This is a genomic window from Massilia sp. CCM 8734 (genome assembly GCF_011682155.1).
GTDB classification, from domain to species: domain Bacteria; phylum Pseudomonadota; class Gammaproteobacteria; order Burkholderiales; family Burkholderiaceae_D; genus Telluria_A; species Telluria_A rubra.
In genome coordinates this window covers 49,162-72,793 of record NZ_WHJI01000008.1, presented here as the reverse complement: position 1 = coordinate 72,793, position 23,632 = coordinate 49,162, and the positions used below count along the sequence as shown (strand labels likewise).

The window sequence follows — 23,632 nt, the reverse complement described above, 5'->3', positions numbered from 1 at the left end:
GCTGATGGTTGACCGGGCCCGCTTTTCAGCGGGCCTTTTTTATAGGTGGACCGGTGCGATGCACGATTTTCAGGCGGTACGCAGTCAACTTGTCAAGGAAGGCAAAGCGGTGGGCAAGCCCGCCTCGACGGCGCAGTTCGACGCCTTCGAATCGGCGCACCGGGTGCGCCTTCCGCTTCAGGTCAGGCTGAACTATGCGATCATGAATGGCGCCCCCGAATGTGCGGACGAGTGGCCGTCGCGCATCCGGTTCTGGGCGCTCGACGAATGGCGTCGCGCCAGCGAGCAATATCGCGGCTGCGAGGTGGCCGATTGCTTTTTCGGGGATCTGTTCATCTGCGCCGATCATCTGATGGAATGCGTGCATTACGTGATCGACCTCGATCCGGCATCGGCGCATTACGGTCGTGTCGATGCGGTCGGCGCCACGCGCTTGGGTATGGTGGCAAGCAACTTCAACGACTTCGTGGCGTGCGTGGCGCAAGACAGCGACGATCTGCATCGCTACGGCTAAGCTGGTGCCCGGTGACATCTTCTCGGCTGCTGCCGGGCGCATGTTGATTATCTGAGAAAAGGAAATGTATGGGAATATTGACCGACGTCGTCATTGCGCGGCCGGATGAAGCGGAAGCGATCGGCCTGTCGGATTATCCGGCCGAATCATGGACGACACTCGACATGAAAGGCATTCTCTATGAAGACTTCGGGACGCTGTACGCCGTCATTACCGGCACAGCATGCGATGGCGATCTTGAGCAGTTCCTGCCTTTCGTCGCCGGCGACAAGGACGACGGTCCGTGGGTGTTCCGGTTTAACGATGACATACTGAGCGCGATCGCTGCTATTGCCCCAGGCGCGATCGAACAGGTGGCGGCGGCCTGGGCCGCCTCCGAAGGCTTGCAGATGGGGGGCTGGTCGGTGGAGGACGCCAGCGCGGTTGTTGTCGGCCTCGTCGATCTTGCGTGCCAGGCCAGGAAGAATGATCTTGCGATGTTTGTCTGGACGTCCTTGTAACACCTTCGCGTAGCATGAAAATGCCGGCGATCAGGAAAAGGAAACTGCATGTTCAGCCTGACGAAGCCGGGCCTCGGAGGTGGCGGCAACCGGCGGAAGACCAAGTCCTGATGCGTCAGATGCGGCGCAGGCGCAGCAGGCCGATCAGACCCAGTCCGACAGCAAGCATCGCATAGCGCGATGGCTCGGGGATCGGGGCGGCCGGCGCGGCACTGTTCGCATTGCCCCAGAGTTTCAGATGCGTCCAGATCACCGTATCGCGGGTATTGGTGAAATCGACCGCGACTGTCCGAGGCCCGGCGCCTCCCCAGACGTTGGGGCCATCGATCGTGTGCCTGATCAGGTGCGAATCCACAAAATCGCCTGTGCCGAGCGATGCCACGAACTCGATCAGAACGAACGACGATGCCCAGCCGTTGTCCCACACCGATTGCTTCGGATCGACCGTCGACTGCACATCGACGTCAAACGTCAGCCTCAAGGCCGTGTGCGGCGACAGCGCCATGCCGTGGACGTAGCTGGACAGAGTGCTCTCGACCCAGTTGCTGCCCGTCCCCCGTGCGCTGCTGGCAACGGACAGATCGAGCGTCTCCAGTGACGTACCCGTCCTGCGGGTGGTCCCTGCCAGATGCGCGCCCTGATGCTCAGGCAGCGCGGTCGAATCGAAGTCCAGATGGTGATTGGTCCACGGCATCAACCCAGAGTCACTCATGCTTGCGGAAGGCTGCCCACGCTGAGGACCGTAACTGATGCGCGTGGTCGCCTGCTGGTAATCCGAATAGGCTTGGGTGTAGCTATATGACGGCGCAATGCCGTCGTCGGGCGCCAGGTCGATCAGGCTGATCCCGATATGCGACACTGACGCACGGGCGCTGACCTGGGCGTTTGCCAGGGGAAAAACCGCCAGCGGGATGAGCGACAGGGCGAGCAGGGCATGGATGTGCTTCATGGCGTTCCTTCACGAAGTCGTTACGTGGGACAGTGGCAACACGATGCCGTGGCAAGCCGATCACTTTCTTGATTCGCCGTTCAGCGTAATTCATGCAAAAAATACACGCAAGCTCTATTCAAAGCTAGTCCCAACAATTGCAACATATGGATGCCAGATCGATTGACTATGCGCGTCTGACCCGGCCCATGCCCTCTGTCGCATTCGTGCGTCTTTACCAGGGCGCCGGCATGTGCAAGCATTTGCCCGTCACGTCATCTCCATCGTAGAATCGCTTGCCCTGCGACCGCGCACGACCGCGCCGCCGCAACCGTCAACTTATTCTACAGAGACTCATGCACCCACTCCGCGTCACCGTCCTGGCCGCCATCCTGGCTTCCTTCGCCTCCAGCGCCGGCGCCGCCGACGACCCCGCCACCGAGAAGAAAAAGTGGGATGTCAACCATCCCCCCGGCCCGGCCGGCACCGTCAATATCGACACCGCCACCGGCACCTGGATGAGCGTCGACGTCAGCCCGGACGGCAAGCAGATCGTGTTCGACCTGCTGGGCGACCTGTATCTGCTGCCCATCGCCGGCGGTGAAGCCAAAGCGCTGACCCACTCGATGGCCTGGGAAATGCAGGCGCGTTTTTCGCCCGACGGCAAGCAACTGGCCTATATGTCGGACGCGGCCGGCGGCGACAACATCTGGATCATGAATGTGGATGGCAGCGGCGCGCGCGAAGTAAGCAAGGAAAAGTTCCGCCTGCTGAATAACCCGGTATGGCATCCGAACGGCAAGTTCATCGCCGCGCGCAAGCATTATTCCGGTACCCGCTCGCTCGGTTCCGGCGAAATCTGGATGTTCCACACCCAGGGCGGCGGGGTGCAGCTCAACGAAAAGCCGAACTGGCAGAAGGACCTGGGCGAGCCGGCGTTTTCGCCGGACGGACGCTACGTCTACTACTCGCAGGACACCACCGGCGGCACGGTATTCGAGTACAACAAAAATTCCAACGCGCAGATTTACCAGATCTTCCGGCGCGACCTGAAAGAAGAAAAGACCAAGCCCTTCGTGAGCGGCCCGGGCGGCGCGGTGCGGCCGACCCCGTCGCCGGACGGCAAATACCTGGCCTTTGTGCGGCGCGTGCGCAACCAGTCGACCTTGTTCCTCAAAGACCTGTCCACCGGCATCGAAACGCCGGCCTGGAGCGGACTGGAACGCGACCTGCAGGAAGCCTGGGCCATCCACGGTGTGTATCCCGCGTTCAGCTGGATGCCGGGAAGCAAAGAAATCGTGGTCTGGGCCAAGGGCAAGATCTGGCGCGTCGATCCTTTCGCCAGGTCGGCCAGGGAGATCCCCTTCCACGTCAAGGACACGCGCGAGGTGCGCGAAGCGCTGCGTTTCCCGCACGCCGTGGCACCCGACCAGTTCGACGTGCGCCAGTTGCGCTGGGTCAACGTGGCGCCGCAAGGCAACAAGGTGGTCTACTCGGCGCTCGGCCACCTGTACCTGCGCGACCTGCCCAACGGCGAGCCGCGCCGCCTGACGCGCCAGGGCGACCATTTCGAATACTTCCCCAAGTTTTCGCGCGACGGCCGGCGCATCGTGTTCGCCACCTGGGATGACGAAAAACTCGGTTCGATCCGCACCATCGACCTTGACAGCGGCAAGGAAACCACCCTCACCAGCACGCCGGGCAAGTACATCGAGCCGGCCTTCTCGCCCGACGGCAAGGACGTGGTCTACGTCAAGGGCCAGGGACGCTTCCTGCTCAGTCCATGGCACGGGCTCGACACGGGTGTCTACAAGGTCGCCAGCGATGGCAAGGGCAAGCCGGTGCTGGTCACCGACGATGGCCGCGCGCCGCAGTACGCCGGCGACAGCAACCATGTATACGTCACGCGCTCGGTGACCGCCAACGAAGTCGATACGACCACCGCGCTGGTGCGCATCCGCCTCGACAAGAACGAGGAGCACGCGATCGTAAAAGGCGAGTTCGTTACCAATTTCAGCCTCTCGCCGGATGGCGCCTGGCTGGCCTACGGCGAGCGCTTCCATACCTGGGTGGCGCCGCTGCCGATGGCCGGCAAGGTCATCACCATCGGCGAAAAGACCGAAGCCTTGCCGGTGCGCCAGCTCGACGCCGACGCCGGCGACTACCTGCACTGGTCGGGCGACAGCAGCGCGCTGCACTATTCGCTGGGCGACCAGCTGTTCACGCGCGAGCTTAAAAACGCCTTCGCACCGGGCGACCCGGACCCCAAAAAGGAAAAGCTGCGATTGAGCGCGCTGGCGGCCCAGCCGGGCGTGAAAATCGGCTTTCGCGCCCAGTCGGGCTCGCCGCGCGCCACCGTGGTGATCGACGGCGCGCGCATTGTGACGATGAAAGGCGATGAAGTGATCGAGAACGGGCGCATCGTCATCCAGGACAAGCGCATCGCCGCCATCGGCACGGCGGCCGACGTTGCCGTCCCAAGCGGCGCAACGCGCATCGACGCCAGGGGAAAAAGCATCATCCCGGGGCTGGTCGACGCGCACTGGCACGGTACGATGGGCGAAGACGGCATCGTGCCGCAGCAAAGCTGGGTCGATTACGCCGGCCTGGCCTTTGGCGTGACCACGGTGCACGATCCGTCCAACGATACCGGCACCATCTTCACCCACAGCGAGCTGCAGCGCACCGGCCAGGTGGTCGGGCCGCGCATCTATTCGACCGGCACCATCCTGTACGGCGCCAAGGGCAACTTCGCCGCCCCGGTCGAGAGCCTGGACGATGCGCTCACGCACGTGCGGCGCTTGAAAGAGGGCGGGGCGATCAGCGTCAAGAGCTACAACCAGCCGCGCCGCGAGCAGCGCCAGCAAATCCTGGAAGCGGCGCGCCAGAGCGGCATGATGGTGGTGCCCGAAGGCGGCTCGCTGTTCCAGCACAATATGACGATGGTGGTGGACGGTCACACCGGCGTCGAGCATTCGATTCCGGTGGAAGACGCCTACGACGACGTCAAGCAGCTCTGGTCGCAGACCAAGGTCGGCTACACCCCGACCCTGGTGGTGTCGTACGGCGGCCTCGATGGCGAGCATTACTGGTACGCGCGCAGCGATGTCTGGCGCCATCCGATCCTGTCGCGCTATGTGCCGCGCGCGGTGCTCGAGCCGCGCTCGATCCGCCGCGAGACCGCGCCGGAAGAAGACTTCAACGTGCACCGGGTGGCGCGCACCGCCACGGCCTTGCAGCGGGTGGGCGTGCCGGTCAATATCGGCGCGCACGGCCAGCGCGAAGGGCTGGGCGCGCATTGGGAGATGTGGTCGCTCGTCCAGGGCGGCATGACGCCGCTCGAAGCGATCCGTTCGGCCACGCTCAACGGCGCGCGCTATCTGGGCCTGGACAAGGATGTCGGCTCGCTCGAAGTTGGCAAGCTGGCCGACCTGTCGATCATCGACGGCGACGTGGTCAAGGATATCCGCACCTCGGACCGCCTGACGCATGTGATGATCGGCGGGCGCGTGTACGAGACCGCGACCATGAACGAGGTCGGCGCCACGCCGAAAGCGCGCAAGCCGTTCTTCTTCGAAGGCGTGAACGGGGCCAGCGCGCCGGTGGAAACGGTCAGCCACAGCCACGGCGACGGCCGCCACTGAGGCCTGTGCGGCCGTTTTGCCGGCTACGGCTCCCGGTTCGCCTGGGATGCGTAGCCGGAGGTGGCGCCGCCATACGGCGTCACGTCCAGGTCGCCAATCCAGGGCGGGCACGCGTTCGACAGGCGCCGGCTGTCGTCGGCGCCCCCCAGCGGTGGCTTCAATATTTCCTTGTGCACCTGCGAGATCGCCGTTCGCAGCAGCACTTCAGCCAGCGCCGGTGTCGGCGCATGCTCGCCCGGCCCGCCGCTTAGTGTGAACGAAAACACCATGCGTGCCGGCCCGTCCGGCGCCGTGATTTCCACTACGCCCATCCCATCCCCGTCAAACTCCACCGCGCCAATGGCCCTGCCAATTCGCTGAGACACGAAGTGGCGTTCATAGCGTTCCATTCCGCCTCCTCAGTTACCAAAAGTGGCCAATTTATCACCGCTGCATGAACTCCGCCAACACCGTTACGCAACAGTTGTGTGAGCAAGCAAACGCTTGGTGTCATGAAAATGGGTGTAAATTTCCTAACGGAAAATCATCCATAGCAAAGCGCTATTGGTGGACTTGATTAATCTCGGCTATTGTAAAAACGGGTAGATGGCTCCGACCAGAAAGGCTCACCAATTGAATGCTCCCGATCGTCGCCAATGCGACAACAGCGGCTTGTCCCTCCTGGTCGATCTTGGTGTCACCTACGACCGTACCCTGAGCCGCCAGGTGGCGCTGGCGTACTTCCGCGCGTCCGACATTCCGCCCGCCGTGGTCGAGCGCGTGCTGCAGGGCGCGTCGACCCGGCGCCTGACCGATTGGGAGCAGTTCCATCTAAACAACAACGGCAAGGGAAGTTGCGGCTGAGCGGTCTTTCTGGCTTGTGACTTGCGCGACACACAAATACATTACCAATGGTTACGAACGTTCGTTCGCTAACAGATTAAAGCGTGCATTCTGGATAAAGTTAACTCCCACACAAGCCGAGTCGACACTCCATGGACGCCCATCTCAAGGCCGCGCACGCGCCGGCCGCCCCTACGTATCCCATCAACCTGCGCATCAACGGCCAGCAGCACCAGGTCGAGGTCGAAGCCTGGGTCACCTTGCTCGACCTGCTGCGCGAGCGCGCCGGCCTGACCGGCACCAAGAAGGGCTGCGATCACGGCCAGTGCGGCGCCTGCACGGTGCTGGTCGGCGGCAAGCGCATCAATTCCTGCCTGACCCTGGCGGTGATGCAGAACGGTAAGGAGATCGTCACGGTCGAAGGCCTGGCCGATGGTGCCAAATTGCATCCGCTCCAGCAAGCGTTCATCGACCACGACGCCTTCCAGTGCGGCTACTGCACGCCCGGCCAGCTGTGTTCGGCCATCGGCCTGATGCGCGAAGGCGAAGCGCGCACGGTGGCCGAGGTGCGCGAGCTGATGAGCGGCAATGTCTGCCGCTGCGGCGCCTATCCGCAGATCGTGGCCGCCGTCACCGAGGTGATGGGCCTGGCCGAACACAAGGACAATCCCGACCGCCCTTACATTCCCGGCACGGTGCCCGCATGAACCCGATGACCTTCCACGCGCCGCAAGCGACTGCCGACGCGCTGCGCCACCTCGCCCACGCCGGCGCCGCCGTCATTGCCGGCGGCACCAACCTGGTCGACCTGATGAAAGAGGGCGTGATGCGCCCCACGACCCTGGTCGACATCAACAGCCTGCCGCTGGACGCCATCGCGCCCACGGCGCAAGGCGGCCTGCTGCTCGGCGCCACCGCGCGCAATGCCGATACCGCCTACCACCCGCTGGTGCGCACGCGCTACCCGCTGCTGTCGGCGGCGATCCTGGCCGGCGCCTCGCCCCAGATCCGCAACATGGCCACCGACGGCGGCAACCTGCTGCAACGCACGCGCTGCCACTATTTCTACGATACCGCCGTCGCCTGCAACAAGCGCGAGCCGGGCAGCGGGTGTTCGGCCATCGGCGGCCTGACGCGCCAGCACGCCATTCTCGGCGCCAGCGAGCATTGCATCGCCACCCACCCGTCCGACATGTGCGTGGCGCTGGCGGCGCTCGGCGCGGTGGTCCATGCCAGCTCCGCGCAGGGCGAACGGCGCATCGACTTTGCCGACTTCCACCGCCTGCCGGGCGCCAGTCCGGAGTGCGACAACACCTTGCTGCCCGGTGAGCTGATCACCGCCATCGAACTGCCGCCCGGCGCGCAGTTTGCCGCCCACTCGGCCTACCTCAAGTTTCGCGACCGCGCTTCGTATGCCTTTGCGCTGGTATCGGTCGCTGCCGCGCTCGACATCGGGCCGGACGGCGTCGTGCGCGCCGCCCGCGTGGCGCTGGGCAGCGTGGCCCACAAACCATGGCGCGTGCCGGCCGCCGAGACGTTGCTGGTGGGCCAACGCGCCGACAGCGCGCTGTTTGACGCCTGCGCCGCGCTGCTGCTGGCCGGCGCGCGTGGCCAGGGCCAAAACGATTTCAAGATTTCGATGGCGCGCCGCGCGGTCGTGCGCGCGCTCGAACAAGCCGCCGCCGGCACCATCGACAACATGCACGCACCGGACACCAAGGAGTCACTGTGACCGATCTGATTGAAGCACTGCGCACGCCGGTCGCCGACGAAGGCACCGGCCCCGTCACCATCGGCATGGCCGTCTCGCGCGTCGATGGCCGCGACAAGGTCACCGGCCAGGCGCGCTACGCCGCCGAACACCCGGCCGAAGGACTTTTATACGGCGTGGTCGTCAGCGGCGCCGTCACCAAGGGACGCATCGCCTCCATCGACGCCGCCAGCGCGCTCGCCGTGCCCGGCGTGGTCGATGTGATCACCCACGAAAACCGTCCGCGCCTGCGCTCCTTCGACCTGTTTTACAAGGACATGACCGCCCCCGGCGGCTCGCCATTTCGCCCGCTCTACGACGACAAGATCCACAGCAGCGGCCAGCCGGTCGCGCTGGTGGTGGCCGACACGTTCGAAGCGGCGCGCCATGGCGCCTCGCTGGTGCACATTGCCTACGAAGTCGAAGAACACCAAACGAGCCTGCTGCATAACATGGAGCACAGCCACAAGCCGAGCCGCCTGAAGGCCGGCTACACGCCGCCGCCCGAACCGAAAGGCTTTGCCGACGAGATGTGGGACAAGGCCGTGGTGCGCATCGAAGGCGAGTATTACAGCGGCGTGGAGCACCACAACCCGCTCGAAATGTTCGCCTCGACCGTGGTGCGCGGCGATGACGGCCACCTGACCATCTACGACAAGACCCAGAGCTCGCAAAACAGCCGCTGGTATGTGTCGCATGTATTCGGCCTGTCCAAGGACAAGGTCACCGTGCGCAACCCGTACGTGGGCGGCGCCTTCGGTTCCGGCCTGCGCCCGCAATACCAGCTGGCGCTGGCCGTGATGGCCGCCCTCAAGCTGGAACGCTCGGTGCGCGTGGTGCTCACGCGCCAGCAGATGTTCAGCTTCGGGCACCGTCCCGAAACCATCCAGCGCGTGCGCCTGGGCGCGCGTCCGGACGGCGCCCTGACCTCCATCATCCACGAAGCGCTGGCCGAAACCTCGCGCAACGAGGACTACGTGGAAGTGGTGGTCAACTGGTCGGGCCAGCTGTACGCCTGCGAGCATATCCGCCTCGGCTACAAGCTCGTCGCCCTGGACCGCTTCAGTCCCATGGACATGCGCGCCCCTGGCGCCGCGCACGGCGTGCACGCGCTCGAAGTGGCGATGGATGAACTGTCGTACGAACTGAAAATGGACCCGCTGGCGCTGCGCCTGAAAAACTATGCCGACATCGATCCCACCGACGGCCTGCCGTATTCGACCAAGGAGCTGCGCGCCTGCTACGAGCAGGGCGCGCAGCGCTTCGGCTGGCACCAGCGCCCGCTCGAGGCGCGCGCCATGCGCGAAGGCCACGAGTTGATCGGCTGGGGCATGGCCACCGGCATGTGGGACGCGATGCAAATGTTCGCGCGCGCCAGCGCCGTGCTGCACGCCGACGGCAACCTGGTCGTCTCGAGCGCGGCCACCGACATCGGCACCGGCACCTATACTGCGATGTGCATCATCGCCGCCGACGCCATGGGCATGCCGCTCGAACGGGTGCGCTTTCAGCTCGGCGACTCGACCTTGCCGGTCGCGCCGATCGAAGGCGGATCGTCGCACGTGGCCACGGTCGGTTCGGCGGTGCAGGGCGTGTGCGACAAGTTGAAAAAGAGTTTGTTCAAGCTGGCGCGCAAGATGCCCGATTCGCCGTTCGCCAAGGTCAGTATCGAGGACGTCGACTTTGTTGCCGGCGGCCTGCGCCTGCGCGCGCAACCGGCGCACATCGTGCCCTTGCAAGCGATCCTGGCGTCCGACGGCGCCGAGCGGCTGGAAGAAAAATACATGATGCTGCCGAATATTCTCAAGCAGCAGAAGTACCTGCGCGCCACCCACTCGGCGGTGTTCGTGGAGGTGCGCGTCGATGAAGCGTTCGGGACGGTGCGCGTGACGCGCGTGGTCAGCGCTATTGCGGCCGGGCGCATCATCAACGCCAAGGCGGCGCGCAGCCAGATCGTCGGCGGCGTGGTCTGGGGCATCGGCCAGGCGCTGCACGAAGAAACCCAGTCCGACGACCGGCTGGGCCGCTTCATGAACCACAACCTGGGCGAATATCACGTGTCGGTCAACGCCGACATCCACGATATCGATGTGCTGTTCGTGGAGGAGGATGACCGCATCGTCAGCCGCCTCGGCGCCAAGGGCGTGGGCGAAATCGGCCAGGTGGGCGTGGCGGCGGCGGTCTGCAACGCGATTTACCACGCCACCGGCCGCCGCGTGCGCAGCACGCCGATGACGCCCGATAAGGTGATGGCGCCGTAAGCAACCCGTCGGCGCGCGACAGCATCCGCGCCGATTGGCCTGGCCGATCCGGCGCATCCTGCTCGGCTGGAACGGCAGCCGCGAAGCGGGGCGCGCCATGCGCTTCGCCTATGGCGCGGGCCGGTATCCTGTGCCGCCATCAATCCAGCGCACGCGCAGGTCAAGGCAGTGCGCCGCACCCTGCGCGCGCACGTAGACGACGTCGAGCATGGACTCGACCTGCGCGGCGGAACGGATTTTGAAATCCGTCCCGCTCATCGCTGCACGCACCTCGTCGCGCATGGCGCCTTTGTCGCGACGAAGCGCAATGCTGGCGGCGGTGTTGGCCTGCATGCCGCAATCGATACCGCGGCGGATCTGCTTGTACTCCCTGGAGAACAGCACGGCGCCGACGATCACGGCGACCAGGACTAACAAAAGCGCAATTTTCATGAATCGGCATTGTCGAGATAAAGATAGAAAGTGCCAGTTCAGAAAATTGGCCGACAAGGTCATGACGGGCCCTGGGAATCCGCCCGCCCGCATGCCGCTCCAGCTGCCGGCAGTGCCCTTACGCCTTGAACGTCAGCAGCGGCGAAAAGCGCGCGATCGGGCGCGCCAGGCCTTCCTCGACCTGGGAGGTGATGACCGGCCCGATCGGCTTGTACGCGCCGGGCGCCTCTTCAATGCGACGCTCTTCGCGCAAGGTGATGCATTCGAACGGCCGCTGCCCGCCGGCCTGGCCATCGTGCTTCGACTTCCAGGCCATCTCCATGCGCGAGACGGCCCGTCCGGCGCCATGGCTGGCCGAACTGGCCCAGCGTTCGTGCCCGAGTCCATCGAGCAGGTACGAGTCGTCGCCCATCGAGCCCGGAATGAGCAGGGGTTGCCCGGCATGCGCGGGCGTGGCGCCCTTGCGATGCACATTGCCGCCCGCTTCACTGAGCACGATATTGTGCGGCACGTCGCACACCAGCGGCATCGCCTGGTCGCCGAACACCTGGCGAATGCGCTGGCGCACCAGTTCCACGATCAGCGCCCGGTTGGCGTCGGCGTAGTGGGCAGCGGCGTGCATCGCCGTCAGGTACTCGGTGGCCAGCGGCCCGCACAGGCCATACAGGCCGGACTCGGGATGCTTGACGCCGGCCGGCCATTCGGCTTTTGCGCGGTCCATCCAGCGCGTGCCGATGTACGAGCCCACGTCGCGCGAGCCGGTATGCACCATCAGCGCCAGTTGGCCCGGGCGCACGCCCAGCTCAAAAGCGCGGTGGCGGTCCACCACCTGCGCCACGTACTGAAACTCGCAGAAGTGGTTGCCCGCGCCGAGGGTGGCCAGGCCCGGATCGCGCAGCAGGCCGCGCCGGGTATCTTGCAGCGCTTCGGGCGCGTAGGCGGGATTGCCCTTGACGTGCGAGGCGTAAAACAGCCGCGCCGTTTCCGCTTCGACCTGGGCGAAGTCGATTTTCTCGAACAAGCCTTCGCGCGTGTTGCGCATGGCGCGCCAGAAGGCGCCCAGGCCGTCGGCAAACAGCGCTGTCATGGCGCCTGGCGTGGTCGGTACATTGCGGGCCGCTTCCAGCAGGTCGCCCTTGAGCAGCGCCACCAGGCGTTCCTTGTGCGCCAAAAAACGCTCGAGCGGCACGTCGATCACGTGCAGGCGCATGCCGCAGTTGATGTCGCGCCCGATCGATTCGGGCACCACGAAGTCGTGGTTGGTGACCAGGATGCTGCCGACCGGTACCGGCGCGCCGGGATGGAAGTCGGGCGTGGCGCAGGCGCGGCACACGTGCCCGCCGAGCGGGTGGCGCATGCCGGCGAACGCCAGCAACTGGCTGACCGCTTTCGCTTCGAGCGGCAGGCTCTGGGGCAGCAGGATTTCGGCGCGCACGTCGGCGCGCAAGGTCGATTGCACACGCAGGATATTGCCTTCGCGTTCGGCGAAGATGTTGTGGGAGGCGAGGCTTTGGCCAGTCGTTTGGCCGATACGGTAGTGCTCATTTTTGGCTGCTTTCTGTAGACGAAGAAAAACGCACCTTCGAAAAGGCGGTTTCTTCAGAGGCAGCAGCCAATACAACGAAGAACGCGGATTATATCAGCCAAACACGGCGATGTGGCATTTTCGATATTGTTGAGATGAAAATGGAATCAATGTTGCACCGCGTCATCACCCTGTCATACCTGTTGCGTACCATCGCGGTTTTCATCCCCGAGAGTTGACCGTGAAGTCCTGTATCCGTGCCCTGTGGCTGGCAATGCGCATTTGTGTAACCCTGCTGGCCACCAGCGCGACCGCCTCCGCGCAAATCGTGGTCGGCCACGCCATCGACCTGTCCGGCCCGAACGGCGCCATCGGCCGCGATTACGTGGCCGGCATCACCACCTATTTCGACAGCGTCAACGTCAAGGGCGGCATCAATGGCAAGAAGATCGTCTACACCGTGCGCGACGACCGCGGCGTGGCGGCCGATTCGGCCAGGCTGGCCACGTCCTTGATCCAGCAGGACCGGGTCGGCTACCTGTTGGGCGCCATCGGCCCGGAGTCGACCCAGGCCATCCTGGCCGCGCCGGCCTTCGCCGACTCGCGCCACGTGCTGTTTGCGCCGCTGACGGACGCCTTCGCGGCGCCGCGCGGGCGCGTGATTTTCTGGCGACCGAGCATGGAGCACGAGTGTCAGTTCATCCTCGCTTACTTCGACAAGCTGGGGCTGAAAAAAGTCGGCATCGTGTTGCAGGACACGCCGCAGAACCAGAAGACGTACAAGATGGTGACCGACGAATTGCGCAAGCGCGGCATGACTTTGGCCGGCACGGTGCGCGTGTCGCCCAATATCGACGCCGACGCCAGGCAGTTAAGCGCCTCGGGCGCCAAGGTGGTGCTGATGATCGCCGATACCATTGGCGCCTCGCAGTTCCTCAAGGCCTTCCGCAAGCATGACGCCAGCACCTTCGTGGCCGGCACCTCGCTGATCAACCTGGCGACGCTGAGCGAAATCGCCGGCGCGCGCGCCACCGAGTGGACTGTGTTTTCGCAGGTCGTGCCCAATCCCGGCAGCACCGCCTCGGTACTGCAGTCCGAGCATATCGACATGATGAAGAAATTCCGCGACGAGCCGGTATCGTCCATCACGCTCGAAGGTTTCGCGGTCGCCAAGACGCTGGTCAAGGTGATCCAGATGGAGGTGGCCGGAAAAGGCGGCTTGCAAACTGTCGCCGCCAGCCGCACCCCGATCGACATCGGCGGCATGACGATCCAGTCGTCCGACCGCAAGAGCACCATGTCCGAATTCGTCGATATCGCCTTATTCAAGCGGGACGGTCGCCTGATGTACTGATGCCGCCAGCGCCGGCGCGGCTTGTACCGGGTCGACGTAGCGCGCCGTTTCGCGCAGGGCGGTGGCGGCGGATCCGCAGGCAAACACCAGCACGTCGCCCGGCCGGCAGCATGCCATCGCCGCCGTAAAAGCGTCGCTGACCGGCACGATCGCGTGCAGCAGATGTTCTTCCTTGCCGGCGCGGCGTGCGCCGTCGAGGATTGTTTGCGCCGTCTCGCCGCTGGCGCGTCCGCGCGGGTCGGCTTCGTACACGAACAGTTCATCGAAACCTTCGGCGCAGGTCTGCCCGATGTCGAGCAGGTCGGCTTCGCGCCGGTCGCCGGGGCAGGTGAGCAGCGCGATGCGCCGTCCGCCCGAGAGCGACTGCGCCATCGACGCCATGGCCGCGTAAGCGGCCGGGTTGTGCGCGTAGTCGACCACGATGGTGACGCCTTGCGCGCTGTAGATGTTCGAGCGCAGCGGGTTGTTGTCGCGGTCCGATACAAAGGTCGACAAGGCCAGCGCGATCTGCGCATGGGTAAAATCGGCCCCCATCAGCGCGGCCGCCGCGGCCAGGGCGTTGGCGATGTTGTAGCGCGCGTGGCCCTGCATGCTCGATGGCATGCGCCCGGCGTGCAGCAACCCGGCCCTGCGCGAGCCGTCGGCCAGGATCAGCGCATTGTCCTGGTAGTAGGCGGCGCGCCCGCCGTTATCGAGGTGGCGCAGCAGGACCGGGTTTTCCGGCTCCATCGAAAAGAAGATGCGCTCCACGTCGGTCGGGACCTGCGCGCTCATCGCCACGCACAGGCGGTCGTCGGCGTTGAGCACCACCGCGCGCGAGGCGGCGTTGGCCACCACCGCCTTCACGCTTGCCAGTTCGGCCACGCTGTCCACGCCGTCCAGCCCCAGGTGGTCGGCCGACACGTTCAGCACCACCGCCACCGCGCAGCGATCGAACGCCAGGCCGCGCTTGAGGATGCCGCCACGCGCCGTTTCCAGCACCGCCAGATCGACCGTCGGCGTGGTCAAGAGGGTGCGTGCCGAATGGTAGCCGGCGCAGTCGCCCTCGATGATCCGGTGGCCGTCAATGAAGACGCCTTCGGTGGTGGTCACGCCCGTGCACAGGCCCGCCAGGCGTGCCGCGTGCGCGATCATCAGCGACGTTGTGGTCTTGCCGTTGGTGCCAGTGACCGCAATGACGGGAATGCGCCCGTCGCCCTCGCCGAACATGGCCTGCACGATGGCCTCGCCGGCGTTGCGGGCCAGGCCCCGGCTCGGATACTCGTGCATGCGGATGCCGGGCGCCGCATTGACTTCGATCAGGGCGCCGCGCTGCTCGCGCAGGCACAGCGAAATATCGCCGCAGATGACATCGATGCCCGCCACATCCAGGCCGATGATCCGCGCCGCGCGGATGCACATCTCGCGCGTCGATGGGTGCACCAGATCGGTCACGTCTTCGGCGGTGCCGCCGGTGGACAGGTTGGCGTTCCCGCGCAGTTGCACCTCGACACCGGCGGGAACCACGGAGTCCGGCGTGTACCCCTGTTCCGCCAGCAGCGCGAGCGCCAGTTCGTCGAGCCGCAGGCGCGTGAGGATGTTGGCGTGGCCCTCGCCACGGGCCGGATTGCGGTTTTCGAGATCGACCAGTTCTTGCACGGTGGCCGCGCCATCGCCGCTGATGGCGGGCGGGCGGCGCAGCGAGGCGGCGGCTAGTTTGCCGCCGGTGACCAGCAGGCGGTAGTCGCGCCCCGCGATGAAGCGCTCGACGATGACGCGGCGGCCGTACTGGCGCGCGAAATCGAAGGCGACGCGCACGCTGTCGGCGTCGCCGCATTCGGTGGTGACGCCCTTGCCCTGGTTGCCGTCGAGCGGCTTGACGGTGACCGGAAAGCGCAGGCGCGCCGCCAGCGCCACCGCTTCATCGGCGCTGGCGGCCACGCCGCCTTTGGGAACCGGGATGCCGCCTTGGTCCAGCAAGGTCTTGGTCAACTGCTTGTTGCTGGCGATGCCGACCGCGATGGTGGAGGTGGCGCCGGTGACGGTCGCCTGCAGGCGCTTCTGGCGGCTGCCCCAGCCCAGCTGGAACAGATTGGCTTCGTCGGTCAGGCGCACCGTGGGAATGCCGCGCGCCTGCGCCGCCCTCACCACGGCCGCCGTACTGGTGCCCATGGCGCCGCGTTCGGCCACGTCGCGCAGCGCGTCGAGCCGTTCGGTCCAATCGGGCGCTTCGCCGCGCGCCGCCGCCCGCACCATGTCGAGCGCCAGCGCCATCGCCTCGACGCCGACTTGCTCGCGCTGGTAAGCGACGACAATGCGCCAGCGCGTGTCGTCGACCTGGCCGGTCAGGGAGAAGCTGACCGGCGTGCCGGCCACGCCTTGCAGCTCCACGGCCGCTTGCTCGGCCGCGTGCGCGGGCGTGGTGAAGCTGCGCCGGCCGGCCAGGCCGGGCAACTGCGCCAGCAAGGCGTCGGCGAAGCCGGGATCGATGGCGCACGAATCGCCGGTGTCGATCACGGTTTGCAGGCAGGTCAGTCGGGACCAGCGATTGGGGCCGCGCAGCACGCGTTGTTCGATGATGTTCATATTTGTTAGGCGATGTTGGTAACGATATGGATAAAGTCGGCCAGCGCGGCCGGCGTGGCGTCGTCGCCGCGCGCGCCATAGCGCGAACCGGACGGCAGCAGGTGCAGGCGCACATCCACCATTTCGGGCACGCTGCGGTTGCGGATGTCGGCCACGTTCGAGACCATGTGGCGCCCGTCGATCACGGTGACCGCGCCGGTGCCCAGGATTTCGATGCCGCCGCCGGCTTCGATCAACAGCGCCGTGTCTTCGTCGATGCCCACGCCCAGCAGGTAGGGGTTCTGCGCCACCACCGTCAACAGGCGCGCAAGGCGCTGGCGCTGCGAAAAGTGCTGGTCGATCACCACGCGCTGCACGAAGCCGATGCCGGCGCCCAGGCTGACCGCGCCTTTTTCCGGATGCAGCTCGGCTTTGCCGTCGGCCAGCATGTGCGCGGACATGGCCGACGCGCCCGCGCTGGTGCCGGCGATGCACGCGCCCCGCGCGAGCGCCGCGTGCAGTGCCTCGTCCAGCCTGGTTCCTCCGATCAGCGCCAGCAGGCGTTTCTGGTCGCCGCCGGTGATGAAGACGCCGTCCGCCTGCGCCAGGTCGGCCGCCATGGCGGCGTCGTTCGCTTCAAGGCGGCTGGAGACGCGCAGCTCGCTGCGGCGCGCCACGCCCATGCCGCCGAACGCGCAATCGTAGATGGCCCACATTTTTTCGGGCACGCGGCTGGCGGCCGTGAGCACCACGATGCGCTTGTCCGGCCCGCCGCACAGGGCGACGAAGCGTTCCAGTACCTGCATGTCGTCTTCGCGGTCTTCGCCGCCGCCGATGATCAACAGGCTGCCGCGCCGAGTGCCGGATGCCGGCTCGCTCATGCGGCACCAATCGGGCGCGTGGCGCACAGCCACACCGCCGCGATCCGGTCCGCGTAGGCATACGGGGCTTCGTCGAGTTCTTCGCCAAAGACGTCGGGGTCGATTTCGTCGTAGGTCCAGTGGAAACCGGCCGCGCGCAGGCGCGGTTCGACCGCCTGGCGGAACGGGTCGGCGCTGGCCACGATGGCTGCGCCCGTGTACAGCATCAAGGTGCCGCCGGGCGCGAGGCGCTTGATCGCTTCGTCCACGATCGCCACCGACAGTGCCGCGCCCAGGTCGCCGCCGCCATGGCGGTAGGCGCGCTGTTCGCGGTCGATCAGGTAGGGCGGGTTGGCGACGATCAGGTCGAACTGGCCCTCGACCTGCGACAGCAGGTTGCTGTTCGTCGGCACCACGTTGGTCACGCCGGCGATGCGGGCGTTGACGTCGGCCAGCACCAGCGCGGCCGGGTTGATGTCGACCGCGAACACGCTGGCGTCGGGATGGGCCAGCGCGATCGTGATCGCGCCCGGTCCGGCGCCGCAGCCGATGTCAGCCGCGCGCCGCACGGGCAGGCTGCGCGCCGCCAGCGAAGCGCGCAGGGCGCGCACGAAGCGGTAGGTGTCGGGGCCGAAGAATACGGCGTCGGACGCGTTGGTGGGGTAGGCCGAGTGCAGGTACAACTGGCCATCCAGCGTCGAGGCGCGCAGCACGCTGCGCAGCATGCCGTTATCGTGGTTGAGAACCTCGCCCTGGTGCAGCAATTCTATCAGGGTGGAGTTGACCACGGCCGGCTTGAAGGGGCGGCTCCAGCCGAAAATGCCGGCCAGGTCGTGCGCCCAGCCATTGGCCAGGCGCGCGTTGACGCGGCTGTGGGTGAGCGGGGTGACGGTGGTAAACACGTAGCCGTGCTGCTTCAGGCCGCAGCCGAGGGCATACAGCGCGGCGCGGCGCTCGTCGCCGGCGATGCCGAGCGGCGGCGCCTGGTCGAGCCGGTGGCCGTCGATGGAGATAATGGTGGCGCTCATGCGGGTCCTGTCGGTGAAGGCGGTCATCCGAGCAAGCGCACGAACATGCGCGTTGCCATCAGGCCGGTGGGGGTGTGGTGGCGGGCCGGCGACATGTGCGCGGTCAACAGTTTCATGGCGGCGTTGGTCGACGGCGCCAGCGCGACGGCTTGTTCGAGCTTGCGCAGCTGGTCGTTTTCGGCTTCGTGCTCGCCGGCCTGGCCGGCGTACGGGTAGCGGATCAGGGCGCGGGCGCCGTGGACCTTGGGCGCCGCGTTGCGGGCCGGGGCCTGGGCGCGCTGGCGCGCGCGGAACGAGGCCACGCGCGGCGCGGGGCTGGCGCTGTCGCCGTCCTGCGCGGGGCTGGCGATCCAGTCGGCCAGCACCTGCAGTTCGTAGCTCGAGAACACGCCGAACATCTCGGCATGGTCGCCTTGCAGCAGGCCCCAGAAACGGCTTTCGTGCGGGGCGGCGCCGCGCTTGATCCAGCCGGTGGTTTGAAACGCGCGCAGCAGGGTGGGGATTTGCCGCGGATCGGCCAGCCAGGCGTTGATGGTCTTGCCGGCCACGCGGCAGTAATCGCTGTGCATGTTTTGTCCGACCACGGCCTTGGCCGCGAGGATGCGCACCAGTTCTTGTTCCAGGTCGAAGGAGGCGATTACGGAAGCGGTATTTTCGCCCAGTTCATTGAGCTTGTAGCCTTCGCGCACGCGGCGATAGAACTCGGCCGGGTTGGCGGCGCGCGCGATTACCCGGGCAAGCGCGTCGACGGCGTCGCGCGCGTGCCCGGTCGAGCCATTGTCGACCGTGATATGCAGGGTGAAGTAGTAGGGGTCGATGCCCAGTTCGTTCAATTCGTAGGCGGTGATGAGCAGGTGCAGCGGCAACTGTTCGTAGCCGAGGTTATAGCCGATCATCTCGGGCAAGAAGGCGTCGCCCGCACAGGCCAGCGCCAGTTGCAGCGCGCCCTGGGTGAAGTGGGCGCCGCCAAGGTCGTCCCACTCGGCGCAACCATGGTTGTCGAGCAGGCGCTGGTACAGGGTGACGTGGTTCTTGTCCGGCAAGCCATCGCCAAGTTCTTCGACATAGGTCTTGACCAGCGGGCGGAAGTCGTTCTCTTGCCAGCGCTGCAGGGTGCCGTACAGCCAGGCGCCGTCCACCAGTTTGGTAGGGGCCACGCAGCGCAGGAAGTACAGCGCGTGCGATTTGTTGGTAAAGAAGCGGCGCGGGGCGCCCTCGCGGCGGCCGGCCAGGTAGTGCTGGTACGCGGCGCCGATGGCGGCGCCGCGCGGGGCGATCCAGCCATCCAGGCCGGCCGGGGTGTCGGGCAGGTCGCACGGGTGCGCGGCGGCGCGCGCCAGTTGGCCGACCAGGTAAGCCTGGGCGTCGGCCTCGGCGCCGGCGGGCAGGTCGGCCTGGGAGAGCGTATCGTACAGTGCGCGGCAGCTGGCGGCGGCGGGCGCGCCGGGGCGCGGGGCATCGAAGTGCGGCGGGATGAACACGGTGCTTTGCATGCTGGTCATGGGGTGCGGGCGATCAGTTTTCGAGAGAAGCCTCATTATCGCCGTGGCCCGGCGCGCCTCGTATCGGTGACCAAGCTGTGCTTGGGTAGGACAACGATTACGCGGGCCGGGCCTGTCTATCGCCGAGGCCCGGTCCTGCGCCCCATTGCGCGTGCCGCATAAACTGTTGGTTGCTCTGAAAATTAGACCGCTTGTGTATCTTTGCGAACAGACAACGCACCAGACTCGGCGTAGACTTGCTACATGGCCGCTGTGCGGCCTCTTACCGGAGCGCTCAATGTCAGTGTCCGAAATTATTGCAACAAATCAACTTGAGTTGCGTCCGCGCAAACACGCCGGCCATCCCGTCATGCGCGGCATGCCGCGCGTGGTTGCTCAGGATGGCGTGACCTTGCGCGACGCTTTGCGCGCACGTTGCGAGGAAGCGCTGTTGCGCTGTTCGGCGCAGTCGGCCGGCATCAGCATTTTCGACAACAACGACTTCGACGAACTGACCTGGGCCGCCACCGCCGGCGCGCTGGCGCCGTACGAAGGGCGCCGCTTTCCGCGCTCGAACAGTCCGTGCGGGCTGTGCTTTTCGTACCGGAGCACCCAGTTGTTTGTCCGGCCGCATCAGTATTTTCATTGGATGGCGGAGAACAACGTCCACATCAACGAAGCGCTGGTCACGCCCCTGATCGGCCAGTTCGGCGCGTTCTACGGCACCATCTGGGTGATGAGCCATGACGACATGGATATCCACTTCAACCGCGACGACGCCGACACCCTCGCCGACCTGAGCCGTGGATTGGCCAGCGCCATCCGCCTTAACGACATCGGTCCCGACCGGGACGGGCGCGTCGTTTAACGCGTCGTTTAGCGCATCGTTCAAGCAAGCCGCTCCTTCCTTCCCGCAGCCTGTCGCACGGCCCTCCCGGCGCGCGCGCGGCGCTGTCATACTGGACGCCTTTTTACCTCAAGGCTCCTTCATGAAAACAATCGCGCTCCTTCATGCCATCGTGCTTGCCTCGGCGCTGGCCGGCCCGGCGCACGGCCAGAGTTCGGGGCGCGCCTGGGCCAGCGCGGCCGACGTGGCGCGCGACCAGAACAAGCCGCACGCCGCGCTCGAGGCTTACCGGAAGGCGGCGCAAAGCGCTTACGCCAGCATGGTGATGGACTATAAATATGCGGCCACCGCCGCCCGGCTCGGGCGCACGGAGCAGGCGCTCGGCATCCTCGGGCAGGCCGTCGCCACGCGCCAGTTCCGCCTGCTCGACGAGTTGGCGCAGGAGGACGATTTTGCCGCGCTGCGCGCCGATCCGCGCTGGGCCGGCATTGTCGCGAGCGCCAGCGCGAACGAGCGCGCCTACCGTGCCGCTCACGCCAGCCCGGAAGAGTTCCGCTTCATTAGCAGCGACATCGCGCGTTTCTGGACCGTGTATGACAAGCTGGACGGCGCTGCCGATCCGGGCGCCTTGCTCGAGCGCGAGTACCTGGACGGCGGCAGTGTCGGCTTGCAGGGGTTTGTCCACATGCGCATCAACAATGGCGCCAGCCTGTACCGCCGCATCAGCAAGCACGCGCAATATTACCGCGCCATCCGCGCCAATACCTTGCGCGCAGCCTCATTCGAACCGCTGATCCGCGCGGACATGCGGCGCTTCAAGGCGCTGTATCCCGAGGCACTGTTCCCGGATATTTACTTTGTGATCGGACGCCTGAGCGCCGGCGGCACCGCCTCCACCGATGGCCTGTTGATCGGCACCGAGATGTACGGACGCGGCCCGGGCGTGCCGACGGGCGAGCTGGACGCCTGGTTGCAGGCGGGCACGGCGACTATCGACACCTTGCCGGCGATCGTCACGCACGAGCTGATGCATTTCCAGCAGCGGCTTGATCCACAAACCCTGCTCGGCCATGCGATCAAGGAAGGGTCGTGCGATTTCCTCGCTTCGTTGGTCACCAAGGGCAAGTTCAACGAAGCGATTTACCGCTATGGCTATGCCAACGAGGCGCAGCTGAAAAAGGAGTTCCTGGCGGCCATGGATGGCGCCGACCTCAATCGCTGGCTGTACAGCGGCGCTCCGGAAGGCGACCGTCCGGCCGACCTGGGTTACTTCATGGGTTTCCGGATTGCCGAGGCGTATTACAAGCAGGCCAGGGACAAGCGCCAGGCCATCGTCGACATGTTGCACATCACCGATTTCAAGCGCTTCCTGGCTGAGAGCGGGTATGCCGGCCGGCCTTGAGGCGCGATCAGCGTTGGCCGAAATCCCAGCTGTACAGATCATAAATCGGGTCGTCGGAGCTTGAAATCGATGGATCTCCCGCGCAGACATCCATCGCCATGCCGCAAGAGAAGTCCGGTGCGGCGCAAAAGAAAATGCTGATCCGCTCCCTGGTCAGTGCGTTGAATCGATACCACTGCGCGGCGCTCGCCCGCTGTATTTCCAAGACGGGTAGATCGGAACTGATGTACTCCCGGTTGGCGTGGTAATTCGGGAAGAAACATCGTAACGCAGGCAAGTCGGGAAGGCTTGCGATTGCCGACAGCGCTTTCTCGTCAATCAAATGGTAGCTCTGCGCGTAAAAAGTGTCTTTTTTCATTCTTTCATCGCCGAGCATGGCAATGATTTTTTGAAGGATGTCACTTGAGTCCGGAAAATAGATCGCCTTGACGATCGATGCTCCTGGCGCGCCGCCGCTCTCTTGCGCAAGCAACTGATTGACATGCCGGCGCTGGGCATTCTGAACGATCTTTATCAGCAGATTTTTGTTATTCACTTGTTCGGTCCCGTCACATTACCCGGCCCGGCGCGCAGGTAGCCGTCCAGGGCATCGACGATACCGCGTTCGATGTCGGCCGGCGCGAAGCGCGCCGGCGCATCCATCACGGCCGCGTGCACCAGCGACTCCATCATGCGCAGCAGGACCCAGGTGGCCAGGTCGAGGTCGGGCTGGCCGATCTCGTCGCGGTGCCTGCCGAGCATGTCCAGGATGCGCTGGAAGGAGTTGTTGTCGGCCGCGCTGTCCTGGGCCGGCGTGTCGAAAAATGGAAGTTCCTTTTCCAGCACCTTGTGCAACTCCGGCTCGACCTGGTGCGCCACCAGCCAGGCGTGCACCATGGCCGCCAGATGCTCGCGCAGGGTGCGCGCACCGGCGTTGGCCAGCACCGCATCGATGGCTGCGTACATCTGCGCGCCATGGCGCTCGTGCAGCGCCGTGATCAGTGAATCCTTGTTCGGAAAATACTGGTACACCGAGCCCACGCTCACGCCGGCGCGCGCGGCCACCGCGTTGGTGTTCATGCCGGCGTAACCGCGTTCTTCCAGAATGCCAGCCGTGGCCTGCAAAATCTGCTCGACCATGTGCTGGGAACGTGCTTGGCGCGGCGCTTTGCGGGGCGTGGGAAGAGGGCGCACGCGGGTCCTTGGAATGCGAGTTTTCAATATGAGTAATTACTCGTATTCTCTCATATGGAGAGTATTTGCTCGTCTTTTATGCGAGGCATCTCCATGCAATCCCCCTTCGAATGTCGCGGCCGCTTCGCCGCGCAGCCTGTTTCTTGAGTTACTCCCGATAACCCTGACGGTGTTCGTCGCTTTCCTCACGCTCAAGGAGGGCGTGACGACGGGCGTGTCGGCGTTTGACCGGGTGACGGCGATCCGGGCGGCGATTGCTCCGGGTGCGCGGGCCGGCGACATCGTCACTCCGGGCCATGTGTTTCCGCTGGCGGCGCGTGCCGGCGGGGTGCTGGCGCGGCGCGGCCACACCGAAGGCTGGGTCGCCCTGGCGGTGCTGGCGGGCCTGCGCCCGGCCGCCGTGCTGTGCGAGTTGATGAATGCCGACGGCAGCATGATGCGCGGCGCGCAGATCGAACGCTTCGCGGCGGACCGGGCCTTGCCGGTGCTGTCGGTGGCCGATACCGCGGCGTGGCGCGGCGGCGTGGAGTACGGGTTTTTCCGCCTGCCAGCCAGGCCGGTCAATCG

General features: G+C 65.7%; 20 protein-coding genes and 1 pseudogene. 11 read left to right on the top strand and 10 right to left on the bottom strand.

The features are described 5' to 3' along the window. Positions 1–4 precede the first annotated feature (4 nt). Both F2P46_RS09795 and F2P46_RS09790 read left to right on the top strand, forming a co-directional pair. Positions 5–514 (top strand): SMI1/KNR4 family protein, encoded by a 510-nt coding sequence (locus F2P46_RS09795; protein WP_166888209.1) that lies wholly within the window; start codon positions 5–7, stop codon positions 512–514. A 68-nt stretch (positions 515–582) separates the two neighbouring features. After that, the gene (locus F2P46_RS09790) at positions 583–1,014 is read left to right on the top strand and encodes a hypothetical protein (RefSeq protein ID WP_166888207.1); all 432 of its coding nucleotides are present in this window, start codon (positions 583–585) and stop codon (positions 1,012–1,014) included. Positions 1,015–1,129: 115 nt separating this feature from the next. Here F2P46_RS09790 and F2P46_RS09785 read toward each other — a convergent pair whose 3' ends face one another. Continuing rightward, positions 1,130–1,963: a PEP-CTERM sorting domain-containing protein gene (locus F2P46_RS09785; protein WP_166888203.1), complete on the bottom strand. Its 834-nt coding sequence runs from the start codon at positions 1,961–1,963 to the stop codon at positions 1,130–1,132. Positions 1,964–2,298: 335 nt separating this feature from the next. On the opposite strand from F2P46_RS09785, the gene F2P46_RS09780 reads away from it, so the two are divergent. Further along, entirely contained in the window at positions 2,299–5,586 is a 3,288-nt protein-coding gene (locus F2P46_RS09780) for an amidohydrolase family protein (RefSeq protein ID WP_166888200.1), read from the top strand. A gap of 23 nt (positions 5,587–5,609) precedes the next feature. Here F2P46_RS09780 and F2P46_RS09775 read toward each other — a convergent pair whose 3' ends face one another. Next, positions 5,610–5,975, bottom strand: a complete 366-nt coding sequence (locus F2P46_RS09775) for a hypothetical protein (RefSeq protein ID WP_166888197.1) — start codon at positions 5,973–5,975, stop codon at positions 5,610–5,612. Positions 5,976–6,198: 223 nt separating this feature from the next. On the opposite strand from F2P46_RS09775, the gene F2P46_RS09770 reads away from it, so the two are divergent. From F2P46_RS09770 to F2P46_RS09755, 4 genes are all read left to right on the top strand, one after another. Then, positions 6,199–6,429: a hypothetical protein gene (locus F2P46_RS09770; RefSeq protein ID WP_166888194.1), complete on the top strand. Its 231-nt coding sequence runs from the start codon at positions 6,199–6,201 to the stop codon at positions 6,427–6,429. Between the two features lie 131 nt (positions 6,430–6,560). Further along, entirely contained in the window at positions 6,561–7,115 is a 555-nt protein-coding gene (locus F2P46_RS09765) for a (2Fe-2S)-binding protein (RefSeq protein WP_166888191.1), read from the top strand. Further along, positions 7,112–8,140, top strand: a complete 1,029-nt coding sequence (locus F2P46_RS09760) for a xanthine dehydrogenase family protein subunit M (protein ID WP_166888188.1) — start codon at positions 7,112–7,114, stop codon at positions 8,138–8,140. Before F2P46_RS09765 ends, F2P46_RS09760 begins: the two co-directional genes overlap by 4 nt. A 65-nt stretch (positions 8,141–8,205) precedes the next feature. Further along, entirely contained in the window at positions 8,206–10,419 is a 2,214-nt protein-coding gene (locus F2P46_RS09755) for a xanthine dehydrogenase family protein molybdopterin-binding subunit (RefSeq protein WP_208296574.1), read from the top strand. 108 nt (positions 10,420–10,527) lie between these two features. On the opposite strand, the gene F2P46_RS09750 is transcribed toward F2P46_RS09755, so the two are convergent. Both F2P46_RS09750 and F2P46_RS09745 read right to left on the bottom strand, forming a co-directional pair. Continuing rightward, a complete protein-coding gene (locus F2P46_RS09750; RefSeq protein WP_166888183.1) occupies positions 10,528–10,914 on the bottom strand; it encodes a hypothetical protein in 387 nt (128 codons plus the stop codon). Between the two features lie 55 nt (positions 10,915–10,969). Beyond that, complete coding sequence (locus F2P46_RS09745) at positions 10,970–12,310, bottom strand: RtcB family protein (protein ID WP_368737903.1); 1,341 nt, start codon at positions 12,308–12,310, stop codon at positions 10,970–10,972. 307 nt (positions 12,311–12,617) lie between these two features. Between F2P46_RS09745 and F2P46_RS09740 the strand changes: the two genes are divergently transcribed. Then, positions 12,618–13,730, top strand: a complete 1,113-nt coding sequence (locus F2P46_RS09740; protein ID WP_368737902.1) for an ABC transporter substrate-binding protein — start codon at positions 12,618–12,620, stop codon at positions 13,728–13,730. Here the strand turns inward: F2P46_RS09740 and cphA are convergent. Genes cphA through F2P46_RS09720 form a run of 4 tightly spaced genes read right to left on the bottom strand, consistent with a single transcriptional unit; the run spans position 13,698 to position 19,664 of the window. Then, positions 13,698–16,295, bottom strand: a complete 2,598-nt coding sequence (cphA, locus tag F2P46_RS09735; protein ID WP_166888180.1) for a cyanophycin synthetase — start codon at positions 16,293–16,295, stop codon at positions 13,698–13,700. The genes F2P46_RS09740 and cphA overlap by 33 nt on opposite strands. Before the next feature lie 5 nt (positions 16,296–16,300). Further along, the gene (locus F2P46_RS09730; RefSeq protein ID WP_166888178.1) at positions 16,301–17,155 is read right to left on the bottom strand and encodes a cyanophycinase; all 855 of its coding nucleotides are present in this window, start codon (positions 17,153–17,155) and stop codon (positions 16,301–16,303) included. Then, positions 17,152–18,162, bottom strand: coding sequence for a class I SAM-dependent methyltransferase (locus F2P46_RS09725; protein ID WP_166888175.1), 1,011 nt, complete (start codon positions 18,160–18,162; stop codon positions 17,152–17,154). The genes F2P46_RS09730 and F2P46_RS09725 overlap by 4 nt, the downstream gene beginning before the upstream one ends. A gap of 23 nt (positions 18,163–18,185) precedes the next feature. Beyond that, positions 18,186–19,664, bottom strand: a complete 1,479-nt coding sequence (locus F2P46_RS09720) for an iron-containing redox enzyme family protein (protein WP_229509196.1) — start codon at positions 19,662–19,664, stop codon at positions 18,186–18,188. A 277-nt stretch (positions 19,665–19,941) separates the two neighbouring features. Between F2P46_RS09720 and F2P46_RS09715 the strand changes: the two genes are divergently transcribed. Together F2P46_RS09715 and F2P46_RS09710 are read left to right on the top strand one after the other, a co-directional pair. Beyond that, positions 19,942–20,511, top strand: coding sequence for a hypothetical protein (locus tag F2P46_RS09715; protein ID WP_166888173.1), 570 nt, complete (start codon positions 19,942–19,944; stop codon positions 20,509–20,511). A gap of 121 nt (positions 20,512–20,632) precedes the next feature. Beyond that, on the top strand, positions 20,633–21,892 hold the full coding sequence (locus F2P46_RS09710; protein ID WP_166888171.1) for a hypothetical protein: 1,260 nt from the start codon (positions 20,633–20,635) through the stop codon (positions 21,890–21,892). A gap of 7 nt (positions 21,893–21,899) precedes the next feature. Here F2P46_RS09710 and F2P46_RS09705 read toward each other — a convergent pair whose 3' ends face one another. Then, positions 21,900–22,427, bottom strand: coding sequence for a hypothetical protein (locus tag F2P46_RS09705; protein WP_166888168.1), 528 nt, complete (start codon positions 22,425–22,427; stop codon positions 21,900–21,902). After that, positions 22,424–23,011, bottom strand: a complete 588-nt coding sequence (locus tag F2P46_RS09700; RefSeq protein WP_166888165.1) for a TetR/AcrR family transcriptional regulator — start codon at positions 23,009–23,011, stop codon at positions 22,424–22,426. Before F2P46_RS09700 ends, F2P46_RS09705 begins: the two co-directional genes overlap by 4 nt. Before the next feature lie 247 nt (positions 23,012–23,258). Here F2P46_RS09700 and F2P46_RS37580 point away from each other — a divergent pair. Continuing rightward, positions 23,259–23,576 (top strand): annotated as a pseudogene (locus F2P46_RS37580) (3,4-dihydroxy-2-butanone-4-phosphate synthase); the annotation flags it as partial. Positions 23,577–23,632: the final 56 nt, after the last annotated feature.

Coding starts and splice junctions, on each gene's coding strand:
- F2P46_RS09795 (WP_166888209.1), top strand. CDS start 5: ATGGTTGACCGGGCCCGCTTTTCAGCGGGCCTTTTTTATAGGTGGACC.
- F2P46_RS09790 (WP_166888207.1), top strand. CDS start 583: ATGGGAATATTGACCGACGTCGTCATTGCGCGGCCGGATGAAGCGGAA.
- F2P46_RS09785 (WP_166888203.1), bottom strand. CDS start 1,963: ATGAAGCACATCCATGCCCTGCTCGCCCTGTCGCTCATCCCGCTGGCG.
- F2P46_RS09780 (WP_166888200.1), top strand. CDS start 2,299: ATGCACCCACTCCGCGTCACCGTCCTGGCCGCCATCCTGGCTTCCTTC.
- F2P46_RS09775 (WP_166888197.1), bottom strand. CDS start 5,975: ATGGAACGCTATGAACGCCACTTCGTGTCTCAGCGAATTGGCAGGGCC.
- F2P46_RS09765 (WP_166888191.1), top strand. CDS start 6,561: ATGGACGCCCATCTCAAGGCCGCGCACGCGCCGGCCGCCCCTACGTAT.
- F2P46_RS09760 (WP_166888188.1), top strand. CDS start 7,112: ATGAACCCGATGACCTTCCACGCGCCGCAAGCGACTGCCGACGCGCTG.
- F2P46_RS09755 (WP_208296574.1), top strand. CDS start 8,206: ATGGCCGTCTCGCGCGTCGATGGCCGCGACAAGGTCACCGGCCAGGCG.
- F2P46_RS09750 (WP_166888183.1), bottom strand. CDS start 10,914: ATGACCTTGTCGGCCAATTTTCTGAACTGGCACTTTCTATCTTTATCT.
- cphA (WP_166888180.1), bottom strand. CDS start 16,295: ATGAACATCATCGAACAACGCGTGCTGCGCGGCCCCAATCGCTGGTCC.
- F2P46_RS09730 (WP_166888178.1), bottom strand. CDS start 17,155: ATGAGCGAGCCGGCATCCGGCACTCGGCGCGGCAGCCTGTTGATCATC.
- F2P46_RS09725 (WP_166888175.1), bottom strand. CDS start 18,162: ATGAGCGCCACCATTATCTCCATCGACGGCCACCGGCTCGACCAGGCG.
- F2P46_RS09720 (WP_229509196.1), bottom strand. CDS start 19,664: ATGACCAGCATGCAAAGCACCGTGTTCATCCCGCCGCACTTCGATGCC.
- F2P46_RS09715 (WP_166888173.1), top strand. CDS start 19,942: ATGTCAGTGTCCGAAATTATTGCAACAAATCAACTTGAGTTGCGTCCG.
- F2P46_RS09710 (WP_166888171.1), top strand. CDS start 20,633: ATGAAAACAATCGCGCTCCTTCATGCCATCGTGCTTGCCTCGGCGCTG.
- F2P46_RS09700 (WP_166888165.1), bottom strand. CDS start 23,011: ATGGTCGAGCAGATTTTGCAGGCCACGGCTGGCATTCTGGAAGAACGC.